General features: G+C 42.5%; 4 protein-coding genes. 3 read left to right on the forward strand and 1 reads right to left on the reverse strand.

Going from position 1 to position 19,275, the window contains the following annotated elements:
- Together T488_RS0110450 and T488_RS0110455 are read left to right on the forward strand one after the other, a co-directional pair.
- On the forward strand, nt 1-1,230 hold a 1,230-nt coding region (locus T488_RS0110450; RefSeq protein ID WP_028520752.1), incomplete at its 5' end, for a condensation domain-containing protein.
- Between the two features lie 18 nt (nt 1,231-1,248).
- A complete protein-coding gene (locus T488_RS0110455) occupies nt 1,249-5,148 on the forward strand; it encodes a non-ribosomal peptide synthetase (RefSeq protein ID WP_028520753.1) in 3,900 nt (1,299 codons plus the stop codon).
- A 221-nt stretch (nt 5,149-5,369) separates the two neighbouring features.
- Here the strand turns inward: T488_RS0110455 and T488_RS0110460 are convergent, their stop codons facing one another.
- A complete protein-coding gene (locus tag T488_RS0110460; protein ID WP_028520754.1) occupies nt 5,370-8,750 on the reverse strand; it encodes a leucine-rich repeat protein in 3,381 nt (1,126 codons plus the stop codon).
- An 886-nt stretch (nt 8,751-9,636) separates the two neighbouring features.
- Between T488_RS0110460 and T488_RS0110465 the strand changes: the two genes are divergently transcribed.
- Complete coding sequence (locus T488_RS0110465; protein ID WP_028520755.1) at nt 9,637-19,263, forward strand: RHS repeat-associated core domain-containing protein; 9,627 nt, start codon at nt 9,637-9,639, stop codon at nt 19,261-19,263.
- The last annotated feature ends 12 nt before the right edge of the window (nt 19,264-19,275 follow it).

A 19,275-nucleotide genomic window follows, 5' to 3' on the forward strand; every position in this document is an offset into this window, starting at 1 on the left:
CCTGTGGACGGAATAGAAAATGCTGTCATAAAGCAGGCGATCGAAGAGCTTGTAAAGCATCATGATATACTGAGAGCGGTTTACAGAAATAATGTACTTGAGATACTGCCCATAGCAGAAAGCAGACTCTTTGATTTTTATGAATTTGATTTCAGTAACGAATCAGATAAGCAACTTGCAGTACATAACAAATGCACAGAAATACAGGGAAGTATCGATCTTGAGAACGGACCGCTTGTAAAGATAGCAGTGTATGAACTTGGAGAAACAAAGCAGATGATGTTCTGTATTCACCACCTTGCAGTTGATGGTGTATCATGGAGAATACTTGCAGAAGATTTTGACACAGCGGCAGGTCAGATAAAGGCAGGTGAACAGGTAAGCTTACCTGAAAAAACTGTATCGTTCATTGAGTGGAGCAAGAAACTGAAGGAATACGGATCGAAGCTTGGAGACGCGGATAAAGACTACTGGAAAAAGGTCAATGCTGAAATATCCGAAGGAAAGATCGCCGGAAATCATGAAGAGGAAAGCACAGGATTTGCAGTAGCAGAATTTAGTAAGGAAACCACCGAACATCTCCTGACAAAGAGCAGCAATGCGTATGGAGCAAAGATCGACGAAGTCCTGATAGCAGCACTTGCAAGAGCGGTCGGAAGAATAACCGGACAAAAGAAACTGGCGATAAAGCTTGAAGGTCATGGCAGAGAAGAACTTCACGAATCTGTTCTGACAGACCGAACAGTTGGCTGGTTTACCAACATATATGCAGTAAGTGTTGATGTTGGAAATGATAATGATTCATCGATCATTTCAGCAAAGGATTCATTAAGAAGTGTTCCGAGTAATGGAATGGGATACGGCTTCACTGAACATGAAGAAGTTCCTGACATCTGCTTCAACTATCTTGGCGACTTCAGCGGCAGCAAGACAAGCTTTTTCGGAGGATACAGCACAGGTGCTGATGTATCGGCAGAAAACAAGCTGCCTGATAAGATCGTTATGAATGGCAGTATTACAGATGGAGCATTAGCATTTTCTATAATGAGCAATGATAAATGCTTCGGAAAGAATTTTATTGATAAACTTGCCCGTGAATTCACTGAATGTGTAAATGAAATTGCTTGTTACATTTCAAATAATACTAAAAATGAGGCAACATCATCCGATATGACAGCAGACTTCTTTGATGATGAAGATATCTCATTTATCAATTCTTTATTGGACTAATTATCCGGAGGTATTAAAATGGCAGTTGTAAATAATAAAATCAAGGATATATGTACACTTACCCCTTTGCAGGAAGGTATGTTGTTTTTTAATCTTATGTCAAAGGAAACAGGACAGTATGTTATTCAGAATTCTTTTGATACAAAGTTTGATCTTGATGTCAATCTTGTAAAGCAGACTCTTGATCTTGTTTCGTTAAGATATTCTGTTTTGCGTACATTCTTCTTATACGAAAACGTAAAACAAAATTGTCAGGTCGTTTTAAAAGAAAGAACATTGGAATATGATTACCAGGATTGGTCAGATCTTGGTAATCAGCAGCAGGAGGAATTATTTGCTGATTACTTATCAAAGGATCTGAAGAGAGGATTTGATCTGAAAGAAGATACACTTCTTAGAGTAAAGCATATCCGCTTAGGTGAGAATAAGAACAGGATCTTATTTACAATGCATCATATTATCATTGATGGATGGTGCGTATCCACGATTTTTCAGAAGTTTTTTTCATATTATCTTATGCTTTGCAACGGAGAAACGTATGATGAGATGGTGAACAAGGTAAAGGAAGAGGAAAACAGCGAAGGCTCCTACAGTGAATATATAAAATGGCTCAATTCAAAGAATAAGGAAGATGCGAAGGAATACTGGAAGGGCTTGCTTGAAGGTTATGACAGCGTTTGCGCGATCAAATCAACTCAGAATCCGGAACCGTGCAGCGAGCATATGATCGAATCCTATCTGAGATTAGATACCGGTACTACCGATGCAATTGCTAAGCTTGCAAACAGAACAGAAAGTACTGTAAACATAGTAGCTGAAACAGTAGTAGGAATTCTTCTTCAGTCATACAGCGGCAGCAAGGATGTAGTATTCGGAAAGGTAGTTTCAGGCAGAAATGCCCCTGTAGTAGGCATAGAAAACATGGTTGGCCTGTTTATAAATACTATTCCCGTCAGGGTCACTGCGGAAGACGGCCTGACATTTGAGGAACTGATCAAAAGGCAGCATAAGCAGGAGATAGAAAGTACGAACTATGATTATTGCTCCCTGTCAGATATTCAGAGTATGACAGCTCAGGGTTCTGATCTCATCAAGGTTTTATTTGTTTTTGAGAACTTCTTATCAGGTCTGAATAATAATCAGGAAGGTCATTCCGGGAATGATGATAGTATAAGCTCAGGATTTGCCCGTGAGCAGACAAGCTTTGATGTTACTATAAGTGCAATGGAGTCTGATGGTCAACTTGTGTTCAAGATCATGTACGATCCTAATGTTTACTCCGAAGATGAGATTGAAATCCTTAAGGAAAGAATTGAAAAGGTATGCCGTGAGATAGCAGCTGAGCCGCATAAGCTGGTCAGTGAGATCGAAACTGTTACAGACAAAGAAAAGGCACTTATCCTTGATGATTTTAATGCAACAGATACTATTTACCCAAGTAATAAAACAATTGTGGAATTGTTTGAAGAACAGGTAAGAAGAACTCCTGACAGTATAGCTGTTATATTCAATAATCAAATTCTGACCTATTCACAGCTGAATGCAAGAGCCAATATAATCGCCAATAAGCTGAGAAATTTCGGAGTAACTCCCGGAGATTTCATAGCTATAGCAGCTGAAAGAAGTACAGAGATGATATGCGGTATATACGGTATCATAAAGTCAGGCGCAGCCTATGTTCCCATAGATCCTTCTTACCCTGAGGAGAGAATAAGATATATTCTTGAGGATTGTAAGCCAAAGGCATTCCTTAAGTACACAGATAAAAAAATAGTTATCGATCAGCAAATACCTGTTATAGACCTATCAAGTGAAATCGCATGGGTCGGATCAGAGGCGGATCCGGTTCTTGTTAATAAACCTGAAGACTTTATCTATTGTATCTATACATCAGGCACAACAGGAAAGCCCAAAGGCGTTCCAAACAGACATACAGGTCTGATCAACAGAATTTTCTGGATGAACAGCAGATATCCTGTCACACAAGGGGATACCATTCTTCAGAAGACAACATTTACATTTGATGTTTCGGTCTGGGAGATAATCTGGTGGAGCTTGACAGGTGCCAGAGTTGCATTATTAAATCCGGGCGGAGAAAAGGATCCTGAGCAGATCTGTAATGCGATAGAGGCATACAAGGTCACAACAATGCATTTTGTGCCGTCAATGCTTGCAATGTTTGAGGAATATTTACTCGATTTTGATGGAATGATCGGCAAGCTTCACAGCCTGAGAAATGTTTTCTCAAGCGGTGAGGCATTGAAGAATAAGTATGTTGAACAGTTCTATGCAATTTCTATGAGTAATAATCTTGGAATGCAGCTTATAAACCTTTACGGTCCTACTGAGGCAAGCATTGATGTTACATATTATGATTGCACCAGTGATGATATTTATACTGTTCCGATAGGAAAGCCAATTTACAATACCAAGCTGTATATTCTTGATAAAAACAAGCTCTGTGGTATAGGTATCCCGGGAGAACTCTGTATTACAGGTGTCGGACTTGCAGCCGGTTATATGAACAGACCTGAGCTTACAAATGAGAAGTTTGTGGATAATCCGTTTGGATATGGAAAAATGTACAGAACAGGCGATCTTGCAAGATGGCTTCCTGACGGTAATATCGATTATCTTGGAAGAATAGATGAGCAGGTCAAGATAAGAGGTTTCAGGATCGAGCTTGGAGAGATCGAATCAAGGATCAGAGAAATCCCCGGTATTAAGGACTGTGCGGTAATAGCAAAGGAAGACAGTACAGGCAATAAGGCAATTTACGCTTATTATACGAGCGATACCGAGAAAAGCGTATCAGAAGTTAGAGACAGTCTTAACGATGTTATGCCTGAATACATGATCCCTTCCTATATGCAGCAGATCGAAACGATCCCTGTAACCGGGAACGGAAAACTCAATAAAAGAGCACTGCCTGAAATTGAAACAAGGACAATAAGGGAATATGTTGCACCTTCCAATGAAACGGAAGAGAATATATGCAGGATATTCAGCGAAATACTTAACATTGAAAAGGTCGGAGTCAAGGATAACTTCTTTGAGCTCGGAGGAGATTCAATCAAGGCAGTAAGAATAACATCAAAGCTCAAGGCATTGAAATATGATGTTGCGGTCGGAGATATAATAAGTGAAAAAACAGCTGAAAAAATAGCGGTTAAGCTTGAGAGCAAATCCGATAACAGCAGTGAGGTTAACTATCTTACACTTATTTCCGACAAAAAGAAGAAAAACTCACTTATCTGCTTCCCGTTCGGAGGAGGAGATGAAGCGTCATTTATACAGTTGACAGCTGAGGTCACCAAGCGTAATGATGAAATAAGTGTATATGCTCTCAGATCCTGTAACTGTGAAGAAGAGCAGCTTGCAGATATCATGAATGAGATCAGCAGGATAGTTGATGAATCTGAGAATACTGTTTTCTACAGCCACTGTGCAGGCGCAGGTATGCTTGTAAAAACGTGTGCTAATCTGCCGAATATCAGTAAAGTCAAGCATGTTATAATTGCTGCAACCGCTCCTGGTAAGGTCAAGAAAATATTTGGAAAAACAATTAATCCCTATAATGCAATGAGTGACAAGGTTTTAAAAATGATGCTGGTAAAAGCAGGTGCGCAGTTTGGTGAATTGACTGATGAAGAAATAACGGATTTCTTAAGGAAATTCAGATCTGATGTTGAAAAGTACGGAGAGGATTGTACTAAATATACTGAGCCAATAAATAATGCAGGTTCAATTATTGTCAGTGAGGCAGATCCATATACGCCAAATGCTGAAGCTGTAAGAAAAGAATGGCAAAAGAGGTTCAGAGAGACCATAACCATGCATCTTATTGATAATGCAGATCATTATTTCCACAAATCACGTGCTGATGAGGTTGCGGAGATCATCGTAAGCAAGTTTTGATCGAGTCTATCCCAAATTTGTGTGACCCTATTAAGCATTGCATAACAGATGCTCTGTTTCATATATGTTTTGATCTCGCTGTGATACTGTTTGCATACAGCGTGATCATGATATGCACCTTGTAATAAGCTCTCGGAAATCCGGAATAAGAGAATAGAGAGCTGATATAAAAAAACCTTCCTGAAACTAAGTGTTCAGGAAGGTTTTTTATTTATTACAGGTCAGTTCATCCGGCTGATGAAGCTATCCAGGGACAAGAGTTCAAACTCTGTAGTTGAGGTGTAGGCGTAGTATGCGAGGATACAGGAAGCGTCCACCGCATTTATGGTGCCGTCGCGGTTCACTTCAGCTGCCAGCTTCTGGACATCGGTAAATCCGCCGTCACGGCTTGTTGAAGTCATAGCGTAGTAGTACAGAACTGAGGAAGCGTCAACGGCGTTTATACGGCCGTCATCGTTGACGTCTCCCTTAGGCAGGGTCTTGCCGAGAGAGCTGAATTTATATCCGTATTCCTTGGCGTATTTTTCGGCAGTGGAGCCGTCATAGCCGTATATGGTCCCGCTGAATGAGGCTTTTTCTTCATCGTTGCCGCCGTACTGTGCGTAGTTGCTGATAGTAGCGGGGGAAAGGCAGATCTCACAGTCGGGGTTTTTGATAGTAACAGAGCTGAGAGAAGCACAGCCTGCAAAAGCATATGAGCCGATGGAGCTTATGTTTTCGGGAATGACAACATCTGTCAGTGAATCGCAGTATTCATACTCGTGGTCGCCTATTTCGCGGTCAGCATCTGACAATATGATGTTCTTGAGGGAGCTGCAGCCCGAGAAGGTGCAGTAAGCTGACTTTTTAAGATTTTTCGGGATATTTACAGTTGTGAGAGCTTCGCAGTTTTCGAATGTCATATAGCCAAATCTCTGTATACTGTCGGGGAGAGAAACGGTTTTAAGCGTTTTGTTTATATCTATGTAGGTGACATCATTCTCGTCTGTTTCAGCTGAAACGAAGCAGTGATCGGCTATGCACTTTGTGCCGTCCTTTACGGTGACCTCTGCTGTATCGCCCTTTATTGTATAAAGAGCCGAGCCGCAGTAAACAGGACCGTCGGGCTGTGCTTCAAGCCATGGAGTGCCTGTCATTACATCTGTGCCGAAGTAGGTGATATTATCTGAGAAAGTGATGTTCTCAAGGCTCTTGCAGTTTTTGAATGCGCGGTCATCTATTGTACTTACCTTTGCGGGGATAACGATATTATCGAGCTTATCGCAGTTCCTGAAGGCATTATATGATATGGTATCCAGAGTTTCGGGAAGCTCAATGTTCTCAAGCTTATCACAGTCATAGAATGCCATATCGCGGATCTCCTCGGTACCGTTGGGGACTGAATAGCTGTTTCCCTCGCGGTTGCGTGGATAGATGACAAGTTCGTTTCCAAAATTATTAAAGAGCACACCGTCCCTGCTGACATATCTTTCGTTCCTTTTTGATACATTGACAGCTTCAAGAGAGGAGCAGTTCGTCAAATCGTTGGGGAAGTCGGTTACTGATGCGTTAAGTCCGATCGCAGTGAGCTCCGTGCAGTTTGCAAAGGCGTGGTTCGATATGATATTCACAGGGGCAGGCACTATGAACTCTCCCTTTACCTTATCGGTCAGACACTTGATGAGAACGGACTTATCGGCAGTATAGAGAGCACCGTTTTCCAGGACGAAGCTCTTGTTGTTCTCGTCTATCTCTGCGTCTTTGAGCCGCTCCAGATAGAAAGGCAGATTGCCGATGTCAGTAAGTCCTGCGGGGATCTTCAGACCTGTAATATGTCCGGGAGACTCCATACAGAACGAAAGGGAAATGGCTGTAACAGGCAGACCGTTTAATTCAGCGGGAATATCGAGCACCTCGGAATCGTCCTGATAACCGCATATCTCAGCATGGTCGCTGTACTCGTCCCAGCTCCAGATACCGTCTGAAGCGGTCTTGACCGGAGTGTTGCCTGTACTGTCAAGGACTGCGAAATTATAGCCATGCTTGGCTGCAAATCCTTCAACAGCCGATTGACCGGGACCGTAAATAGTTCCGCTGAAATCTGTGTTGCCGCTATCGCTGTGGTTTTCCTGCATACCGAAGGGATCGTCAAGATAGCAGTATTCTCCCTCTACGGTAAGAGACTTGAGAGATGTACAGTTGGCGAAGGCGCCTCCGTGGACAAAATCTATATTTTTGGGGATAACTACCTCTTTAAGGGAACTGCATGAGGCGAACACTGAATCATTGATAAAGTCAAGCAGCGTCGGGATATGCACATTTTCAAGTGAAGAACAGCCTTCAAAGGTGCTGTAGCCCAGATACCTGATACTGTCGGGGAGGTTTATCTCTTTAAGATTACTGCATCCGCAGAAAGCGTATGAGCCTATATTCCTTATGCCATTGGGCAGGGTCACAGACACCAGGTTCTTATCCCCTGTGCCAGCACCGTTTTCGTCGCTTTCGGTGCAGAAGGCACTGTTACATATGCTGAGGGTGCCCTCCTTTACCTTTACCGCGGAGTTCTCAGGCAGCTTTCCCTTTACTCTGTAGAGTACGCTTCCCGCGTAGATGATACCGTCAGGCTGTTCATCGAGCCATGGAGTATTGCGCATAGCTTCTCTTCCCATTTTTTCTATGCTGCCCGAAAAAGCTATCTGCGAAAGGCTCGGACAGTTTAAAAAAGCGAAATCCTTTATCTCTTCAAGGCTGTCGGGAAGCACTATGTTATTGAGCTTGTCACAGGCAGAAAAAGCGGAGTATCCTATGACCTCCACAGAGCTTCCGAAGCTTACTGTTTCAAGGTTGTCGCAGAAGGAAAATGCTTCGTCGTATATCTCTTTTACACTGTCGGGGATAGTATAGGAGGTGTCCGGGTCAGCGCAGGGGTACAGATAAAGAATATCCATGCACTTATTGAACAGAACGCCGTCCCCACTGCTGTAGTACTTGTTGTCACCGTCTACCTCGATGCTCTGAAGATTTTTACAGCCGCTGAATGCGGAGTCTCCTATCTCAATGACAGAGGCGGGGATATTTATCTTCTCTATGCTCTCTATGCCGTAAAAGGCTTTAGAGTCTATTTTTTCAACGGTATCGGGGATCGTGAATTCCTTTCCCTCATAGAATGATGAGCACCTTATGAGCTCCTTCATATCGGAGGTATAGACCGCGTCGCCGGTGTTGATATAGCTCTTGTTTCCGGGATCTACCTCCAGAGTAAGAGTCGTTGCCAGTGCGCTGAGGGAGTTTCCAAGGTCGGTAACTGTTGAGGGTATCTCTATGTACGAAGATGTCTGACCCATAAAAGCCTCATCGGCTATGGCAGTTACGGGGACGCCGTTGACAGTCTCGGGTATGATGATACCTGACCAGTCCCAGGTCGCCTGTACCAAAACTGCGTGGTCGGGGTAAATGTAGTAATCCAGTCCGTATTCGCCGTCATTATGATCGCTGTACTCTGTATATCCGCCTTCGACCGCCCACCTTGATACAGCTTCCGCAGAAAGGCTGTCAGCTGCGGGACTGAGGCAGGCTGCTGAGATAAGCGCTGATAATGCTATCGACAATATTCTTGCTTTCATTATGAACTCTCCTTATGTCATTATAATGAGCCGGAAATGGCTCTGATATGAATATTTTATCACTATATCGCGGCAAACGGCAAGCACAGAGTTGATTATTAACTGTTTGGCAACAATAATCGTTAACTGTAACAATATGCAGGACAGGAATTTGTATAAAATGCTAATCGTCAGAAAAACCCCGACACCAGGGCGGTGCTTATATAGAAGTTTACGCGTAATTATGGGGGAAAAACCTTTCTGATGTAAGATATTCTTAACGCAGAAGGTTAAAAGCAAACCGAATAGGATAAAAGTCGATACTAATATAAAGGTATCGACTTTTATTATTTAGTAATGAGTTATCTCAATCTACTTAATTAAGAATTTATGAATAATAGAAGCATTTCACGCAAAAAAATGTCATTTCACGCTAATGCGTTGATTTGTGACTATACGATATGTTATAATATACCCGCTGCATTTGCAGGATATAAACAATACCTCTATTCATTCACAGTAATATCATCACCTTTTTCTCACTATTATTTTTGCTGCTCGTTTCGCTCTTTCGTTTTCAAGGTATTGTTTTTTATTTTATCTTAAAGGAGTGGGATACAATCTACAGAAAACCAAACCATAATTATGAAAGGAAGGATCAGTATACTATCTTAATAAATACAGTATAAAATCGATGTATCAAAAAACTTCAATTGAATATTAAATATGTGTTATATAAGCTTTCACATGCCTTTTTCAATTGGAGTAAGTGACATTATTAAAGCTGAAAGTGCGGAGTGTGCCTGCTGTTTTACGGTATAAATCTCCGAATCAGTTTGGTATCCCGCGTTTTTTTCGGCATCTATGTTATAACGATCACAGCATTTTCTTTACAAGGAGTGGAAAAATGAATTCAAAAAGAAAAGCAGGCAGGAGGATACTTAGCGTTTCTCTGAGCCTTGCGATCCTTGCCAATTTCTGCAATGTGCTCCCTTTAGACACTTTTGCGGAGGATGATAACGAAACAATAGTACAGGAAGAGTTTAGCCTGAACGGACACAGATATCAGCTCATTGACATATCAAAGAGCTGGTCAGGCGCCGAGAAGTATTGTGAAGACCTTGGAGGTCATCTGGTAACTATTACATCGGAAGAAGAACAGCAGTTCATTATCAGTGAGTTATTTCCTCACGGTACTAAAAAAACATATTTTATCGGCCTTTCAAGAGATTCTTATGCCAACGACTGGAACTGGGTAACAGGTGAGGATTATGTTTATTCCAATTGGGACATTGGTGAACCAAACAGTACTGATGAAAACTATGTACATATGTATAAAGCGTTCGGAAATATAGGAACATGGAATAACACATATGAAGAAACAAGTGGATATGGCGATTACTCTAATGAAAACTGCGGCTTTATCTGCGAGTGGGAGGAAGAGGAGTCTCCTATCACTGTTGAAAACAAGATGAAGCATTATGCGCTGTACTCTGCAAGCGATACCGTTGATCTAGGACTTTACGTTAGTGGAAGCAGCATTAACGGTAATGTTTATACAGGCTCAACGCTTCAGTGCAGCGGCTCGAATTTTTCTCTGAACGGCCGCGCAGATGCTGTAGGAGAGGTCAGAATATACGGTTGGGATATGTATGTTGAAGAGAAAAATGAAAATGTGGAACCTGTCAGCATTATTGACTATGATAAGCTTCTGCATACCAGTGCACAGCCCTATGACTATTTCGCGGAGAGTACTGCCTATCTCGAAGATAAAAATATCATCGACAAATCTGTAAAGGCTTCGGGGGATATTGTTATCAGCGGAACTTCTTTTGAAGGTGACTGCTACATAATCGCCGACGGTGATATCACATATAATGTAGATACATTTGAGACCGACGGAAGAGTTTTCCTTTACTCAAGGAACGGAAACGTCATAATCAAGGGTACGAATATCGATCTGAACGGAGGAATATATGCTCCTCACGGTAAGGTCTCAATAAGCTCATATGAAACGGTTCTTAACGGATTTATATGGGCTGACAGCATTGCCTACAGTGGAAGCAAACTTACTGTCAACGGAGATAATTTTGATCTGCTTGAACCAAGGCGTGTTGTCAAGACATATACAACTAACGATGATTTCTGTGAAGGAGAGTTCAGCGGACTTGGCATTTCTGTTTCGGACCAGTTAACACTTGATGCAAATGACGGAGAGGTTTCTGCCGCTGAGGATAAGGAATATGGCATTACCGAAAACGGAAACGGTGTAAAGGTGACCTATTCCGCTGATAAGAAATTTGTTTCAGGCATCGGAGATACTGTAAAAGTTAAATACAGTCTCAGCACTTACGGCGAAGCTTCTGCAGATTCCGAGCCTGTTGACATTGTTATGGTCATCGGCAATTCAGGTAAAATGCAGGGAGAACGAATGGAGAAGTTCAAGGCTTCCTGCAAGAAGATTATCACAGGAATGAAGTCAGATGACCGCTGTGCCATAGTCTCCGGCTCGGATAGTTCGGCTGTTTTACAGACACTGACATCTGATAAGGAACTGCTTGTCAGCTCTGTTGACAGCTTTTCGGCCTCCGACGGAACAAGTAATTGTCTTGGGCTGGATAGTGCTCTTGACATATTTGAGGATCAGAGCGATGATGCTCACAAGAAATACATCATCCTGCTGTCAGACGGCGAATGCAGCGATGAGGAAATGGCACTGAATCTTGCAGCACAGGCAGATCAGAGAAATATCAGGATATTTACTCTGAACACAGGCAGCAGCACACCTTTCATGCAGAAACTTGCTGTTAACAGTAATGGTGTCTTCAAAAATACTGCCAATGACGATGATATGATCAAGATAATGTCTTCGTTTGCCTCAGAGGTATTTGATACTGCATATAAGAAAACCGTATTCAGAACTACAGTAAGGGACGCAGCTTCTGTTGACATCTCAGCAATCAAGCCCGTTCCGTCTTCAGTAATGGAAAACGAAGACGGCAGTGTTTCACTGGAATGGAATGTTGGCAGACTGTCACAGGATGACAAGAAGGAGATAAGTATCCCTGTTACGGTATCTTCCGATACAGACGGATCTGCGGATATTCTCGGAGATACTCTCTGTGTATACTATGACCGTAACGGGAAAGCCAATGTTGTATACGCCGATGATGTGTCTGTTCCCGTAAGCAGATATAAGGAAAGCGGAAACTGGACTGCTGTTTTTGACAGTAAGCGTGTAAATGCAGACTGGAACAATATCAGCTGGAACGGCAAAAGATACGGCGACGGAAATATCACGGTCTACGTTTCTGCCAGTGAAGACGGAAAGAATTTCTCCGAGCCTGTAAAGGTCATGAATGACCAGCCCTTCAGCGGTATCAGCGGACGTTATGCAAAGCTCAGCGTGGATATGACTGTTTCATCTGACGGAAATTCTCCAGAGCTCTATGATATCACTATTGCTTCTTCCGAGGCGGCTCATGAGGAAATGATAAACAGCGAGCCAGAAGCTGATATCATTTCAAAGGAAAGGACAACAGTCAATTCGCCTATGAGATTGAGAGCTTCTGTGTCAGACGACTGCATGGCTTCTGACATAACAGTTACATGGAGCTGTGATGATGAAAATGTAAGCTTCACTAATAATACCGGAGTATTTGCGTCAGTTATCTGTTCTGTTAACGGAAGTTATGAAATAAACTGTATTGTCAGCGACGGTGAAAACACAGTACAGTGTGCAAAAACTATAGTGTGTGAGCCTGCAGACAGCTTTGAGGACATTGATCCCGATCAGCAGGCTGCTCCCGAGATAAGTGTTTCACTTCCGCAGTTTGCAGACAGAGGCGAAAGGGTAAACGGCAAAATAACCGAACTCAACGGCGCAGATATAGCGTGGTATTCTGTTATATTCAATGACAGCTGTGCAGCTGATCCTGCGGATGACGGCAGCTTTACGCTTACAATGCCTGACGATGACGGCGTATATGAGATCGTTGTAAGAGCATATGACTGGTCGGGAAGATCGGATGTAAAAACTTTAAGTATCACAGTTGACGGTGAGGCAGCAGCCGTAAATATTATGCCTTCTGTTGATGAGGCGGCTGTTGACGAACAGGCATACTTCATTGTATCTGTAGCAGGTGCCGAGAAGATAAGTGAACTCAGCTATACTCTGAACGGTGAACCTGTTACTGTTCCTGATGACGGTATCTTACCGATAGATACATCTGCTGAAAAGGAATATGTTCTTGCAGCTGAAGGTATCACCGTAAACGGTAAAAAGCTCAATGTCTCCGCAAAGATAAGAGTTGTTGAAGCAGATAATGAAAAGCCCGTTGTTTCCATAAGCTTTGACAAGGAAAAATATATCGAAGGTGATACTGCGGTAATTACTGTATCAGCAGCGGATAATATCGGAGTTGAGCAGCTGACCGTACTCCTAAATGGAATAGAGATACAGCCCGACAGCAGCGGAAAATACACGGTCAGTGATCTGAAATGGGGCGAGTACATCGTTACAGCCAATGCCTATGATGAGGCAGGAAATAAGGGTACCGCTTCAGAAAAGTTTATAGCAAAGGATATTATGTCACCTGCTGTTGTTCTGGAGATCGAGAAAAAAGTAGTATATGTCGGCTCGGATGATCTTATTAAAGTTACTGCGACCGATAACAGCGGTCAGGTTTCGATAGTCCTTACCATCAACGGAAAAGAGGTGCCTCTTTCTGAGGATGGTACCTTCGTATTCACCCCCGAATCGGCAGGTACCTATGATGTAAAGGCTTTAGCTACCGATCCTTCGGGAAATCCTCGCGATGCAGCACTGACGATCACGGCGATAGAGCCTGATACGATCGATCCTGTTGTGAAAATAATCCCCGATAAGGATACTTACTTTGAAAATGATGATATCAGCTTTACTGTGGAGGCTACAGACAACATCGGTGTTGTTAAGACAGAGGTTTCGATCGACGGCAAAGATGTCACTCTTTCCGAGAACAACACATACACTATAAAAAATGCCGAACTCAGGACCTATGTGATCATTGCGAGAGCATATGATGAGGCAGGAAACAATGATGGAGTTATCTTCACAGTAAACATCAATCCTGAACTCGCACCTTCAATTGCCATCGCATTTGACAAGGATGGATATAAAGAGGGAGACTCCCTGAGGGGACTTTTGACTGTGCAGGGGCAGACTGAGATAGTCACTGTTACTGCAACAGTAAACGATAGACCTCTTTCTGTCAATAATAATGAGTTTGAGCTTAACGATCTGAGGACAGGAGAGTATATATTTACATTTACAGCTGAGGATGCAAGAGGTCTGACTTCGACCACAAGCAGGATGATAGTTGTTTCTGAAAAAGAGCAGGATACAGATGAAAAGCTCTGTGCTGTCATCGACGGTCTCGTAAAGTATGGCGACAGTGCCGTATATAAAGTTGCGGCATCAGATGATATTGATAAAACAACTATCAATGTAACACTTAACGGTAAGAAAATAACTCTGTCAGATGATCTCACTTATATTTTCCACGGTGACAAGCTGTTTGAAAACGAATTTGTTCTCACAGCCAAAACGACCGATGGAGAACTGCTGACTGTTCCGAATACCGTATTGGTATACGAAAAGGATAAGCCAACAGTAAATGTTTCGCTTAACAAGGAAAACGGTATACAGGACGATGATGATGTTATCGTAACTATATCTGCTGAGGATATCTCGGGTATAAAAAGAATAATGACCGTTTTTGACGGAAATGAGATACCCGTTGATGAAAACGGGCAGGTATTTCTCGGTAAGCTTGACATGGATCCGCATACTCTGGTAATAAGGGTTTGGGACAACTTTGATAATCTTCGCACCTATATACTCAGCTTCTATGTCGTTGAGAACGGCGGCTCAGGAGGAAGCTCCATATCGGTCGGCGGAGGTGATGATATTGATCCGGATGAGCTTACAGCTCAGATCATATCTCCTGTTGAGAATGATAAGGTTTCGTGTCCTACATTTGTGATAGGAAGTGCAGGCGGTACTGAATTTAGTAAATACATACTTGATTATCAGCCGGCAGAAGGCGGTGCCTATACTATTATCAAGGAAAGCTCCTCAAAGGTAAACGTCCATTCTCTTGGCGAATTCGATACAACTATGCTAAGAAACGGAATATACAAACTCAGATTGAGGGTGTATGGTTCCGATGACAGAGTAGTAAAGGCGGAGACCTTTGTTTCTGTAGAAGGTCAGATGAAGATAGGCAACTTCTCACTGAGTTTTGAGGATATGAATGTCCGCACAAGCGGTATCCCACTCTCGCTTATCCGAACCTATGACAGCCGTGACAGAAATATTAGCGGAGATTTCGGATATGGCTGGGATCAGTCTGCAAAGAATATAACCATCAATACCAATGGTCCGCTGTATATTGGCTGGCAGAAGACCGGCATGACAGGCGATCAGGGAGTTCAGGCTCTGAGAGAGCATATCATAACCGTTAACTGGGATAATGGAAGAACAGAAAAGTTCCGAATGACAGCCGAGATAAGAAAGGACGGATTCGGAAAGCATATTACTCCTGTATTCGAAGCTTTAGGCGGAGCAACATCAAAGCTTACCACACCTGACGCAGACGGCTACTGGACCTGTCAGGACAATATGATCTATAACGAAGACAAGGCTGTGGAATTTGATCCTTCCGACTGGATAATTACCGCTGCTGACGGAGTAAAATATGAGATCAATAAAACTAACGGAGTTCGCTCCATCACCGATAATTATGGTAACAGCGTAACATTTGATGAGAACGGCATAAGCGGTTCAAACAGCGCACTGACTATCGAGCGTGACAGTGCCGGACGCATAACAAGCGTAAGGTCATCTGATGAAAAGACAGTTTCTTATGAGTATGACAAAAATGGCGATCTTGTAAAGGCAACAGACATTTCAGGAAATGTAACTTCATTCGAGTATGATGATCATTATCTTACAGCTGTTATCAATTCTGATAATGTGGTCGTTTCGAGAAACATCTACGATGATAACGGAAGGCTTATCAAAACTATAGATGCTAATAACAATGTTATCATCTACGATCATGATATTGAAGGACGAGAGGAAACTGTCACCGACAGAAACGGTGGAGTTACCAGATATGTTTATGACAAGAACGGTAATATCCTTTCGCAGACAGACCCAATGGGCAACACTGTAAAAAACACTTATGATATTAACGGATATCTGAAATCAAAAACCGACGCAATGGGCAATGTGACAAGCTATGTCTATGATAAAACAGGCAATCTTTGCCAGTTAACAGATGCCGAAGGAAATACTGTAACAAACGAGTATGATACCAGAGGAGCTGTAACATCAATAAATGCAATGGGCATAGATATCATAAAGGTCAATTATGATGATAAGGGCAACACTACCTCAACAGAAGATGCGATTGGAAATGTCATCAGCTATTCTTACGACAGCAAGGGTGAACTTACATCTGTTACAGATGAGATCGGCACCTATATGATCATAAGCTATGACAGCAACGGCAATGCAAAAACAGTAACAGACGGTGCAAATCATACAGCTGAGTTTGAATATGACAGCAGCGGCAACTGTATTTCAAAAACTCTGAAGTATACTTCAGATGGTGCTCAAAAAACAGTGACCGAGCATTATGTGTATGATGAAAACAACAACCTTGTACAGATAATCGACAGCAGCGGAAACATCACTTCCACCGAATACAACAGCATGGGCAAGGTGGCTCTTGCTACAGATGAAAAGGGAAGACGGACATCATATGAGTATGATAATCTTGGAAATCTTACAGAGATCATTTATGCTGACGGAACCTCTGAATCATTCACATATGATAAGGAGGGAAACAACCTGACTGCAACTGACAGGCTTGGAAGAACTGTTACAATGGAGTATGATAATGTCGGAAATCTTCTTTCCAAGACCTATCCGAACGGTGCGGCTGTAACATATACCTACAATAAGAATTATGAACTGATATCAACTGTCAGCGCCAGCGGCGGCGAGACAAAGTATGAGTATGACAGGATAGGAAGAAACACTGCTATAGTTGATGCACTTAATAATCGTACAGAATTTACTTATAACAGTCATTCACAGCTTGAGAGCATGACTGATGCAAAGGGAAATACATATATCTATACTTATGATGACAATGGTAACAGGATATCTACAGAATTTCCCGATCATTCGACAGTATTGACATCATATGATGCAAGAGGCCGCGTGACGTCCAGAACAGATCAGCACGGCTATACCACCGCCTATACATACGACGGTGCAGACCGTCTTACAGGTGTAACAGATGCTCTCGGCAATACCACGAGCTACACCTATGATGAGGTCGGCAATCTTATCAGGGTAACAGATGCAAATGATCATTCAACAAGCTACACCTACGATGAACTCGGAAGAGTCATCAGGACCACAAATGCTCTCGGCAAGACAGCAGAGGCAACCTATGATATATGCGGTAATATCCTTACATCTACCGACTTCGGCGGAAAACTCACAACTTATTCATACGATGAGTATGACAGACTTATCTCAAAGGAGACCGCTGACGGAACAGTTTCATTCACTTATACCGCTGACGGAAAGCTTGCAGCAGTAACAGACGGAAGCGGCACAACACGCTACACCTACGATGAAATGGACGGCCTCAGCAAGGTGGAATATCCCGACGGAAACTATGTATCGTATAACTATGACGGTGCAGGCAGACTTTCAAGCATAAACACTGCACTGGGCTCCACCTCATATGAATACGATAAGCTTGACAGGCTTGTCAGGGTCGTAGACAGGAACGGTTATGCAACTCTTTACGAGTATGATGAAAATGGCAACAGGTCAACAGTAAAATATGCCAATGGAATTGTAGTAACCTACAATTATGACGAGCTCAACCGACTTATCTGTGAAAAAGCACTTGACAAACAGGGCGGACTTGTGGCACAATATGAGTATACCCTCGGTGCTGCAGGTGAGCGGCTCAAGGCTGAGGAAACTGACAGGACAGTCGAGTACACCTACGACAAGCTTTACCGCCTGACAGGCGAAAAGATAACAGCAGGCGTCGAGACTGACGAATACACCTACGCATACGACAGCGTAAGCAACCGTATCACAAAGATCAGAAACAGCGCAGAGACCACATATACCTACAATGCGCTCAACCAGCTCACTTCCGAAAACGGCACTTCATATCAGTATGATGACGCAGGAAATCTTATTTCGGTAACATCTGATTCAAAGTCTGTTCTGTATGCATACAATGCAGAGAACAATATGATCCGTGCAACAGTTCAGGAGGGCAACAGCGTTTCCGTAGAGGAATATGAGTATGACTATGCCGGAAACAGAACGGTAAAGAAGTCTGAGAATGACTATACCTACTATCTGAATGATGTAAGCGGAAGTCTTACGCAGGTCCTTGCAGAGCTTGATGCAGACGGCAATGAGAAGTGCTGGTATACCATAGGTGCAGACCTTATCTCGCAGGAGAGAAACGGCGCAGTATCCACATATCTCTATGACGGACACGGTTCTGTAAGAGGACTTTCCGATGAAACGGGAGCAGTTACAGACACCTACAACTACGACGCATGGGGCGAGCTTCTTGATAAGACAGGCACCACCGAAAACAGCTATCTCTACTGCGGCGAGCAGCTTGACAGCGCAACAGGACTTTATTATCTCCGCGCGAGGTATATGAACCCGTCAACGGGTACATTCACCACCATGGACACCTATCAGGGAAGCATATTTGACCCGACATCACTTCACAAATATTTGTATGCGAATGCAAATCCTGTGATGAATAGTGATCCGAGCGGATATGCAACTTTAACAGGTACACAGGTGGCAGTACTTGGAGCAACGTTTATTGCGGCAGCAATTGCTTCCAATAGTACATGGGCAATGAACGTGTATAAAAACATCAGAAGTTCATTTGCTGCTAATAGTTATTTTGTACCAAAGTATATCTTCCAAATAGATGATGTATTTGTCACGCATATCGCAAGTGGTATTTTGACATCTGCGGATGCAAATGACGAAGTAAGTTCTGAGATAACATCAGGTACTGGTGCTGCTTCGCCTGATCCGAAAAATAACAAAAATAAGAAGAATAAGAATGGTGATAGTTCTAAGTCTAATGAAAAGCAAGAACATAATGCAAAAGGTGAAGAAAAAACAAATTCGCAACAAAGGAATAAATGGATAAAGCATGACGTTTATAATAAAGTACGTAATAGATTTGGAAAAGAAGGTGTTGATAAATTTATAAGGGCAATGAAAAAAGGAATTGTTGGACCTGAAAATGAACAAGGCATAAAATATATACCAAATGGTGTTGAGGTTGGAGGGACAAAGTATTATTATGAAATAAAAGTATTGCGTAAATTTGGTGATTGGCGTATTTTTGGAAACTTAGATTCCGTTGGAAATATTATTTTTGAAATATTTGCTAAAGGAATTCATTAAGGAGAAATGTAA

Source organism: Ruminococcus flavefaciens ND2009, from assembly GCF_000621785.1.
Classification (GTDB): Bacteria; Bacillota; Clostridia; order Oscillospirales; family Ruminococcaceae; genus Ruminococcus; species Ruminococcus flavefaciens_C.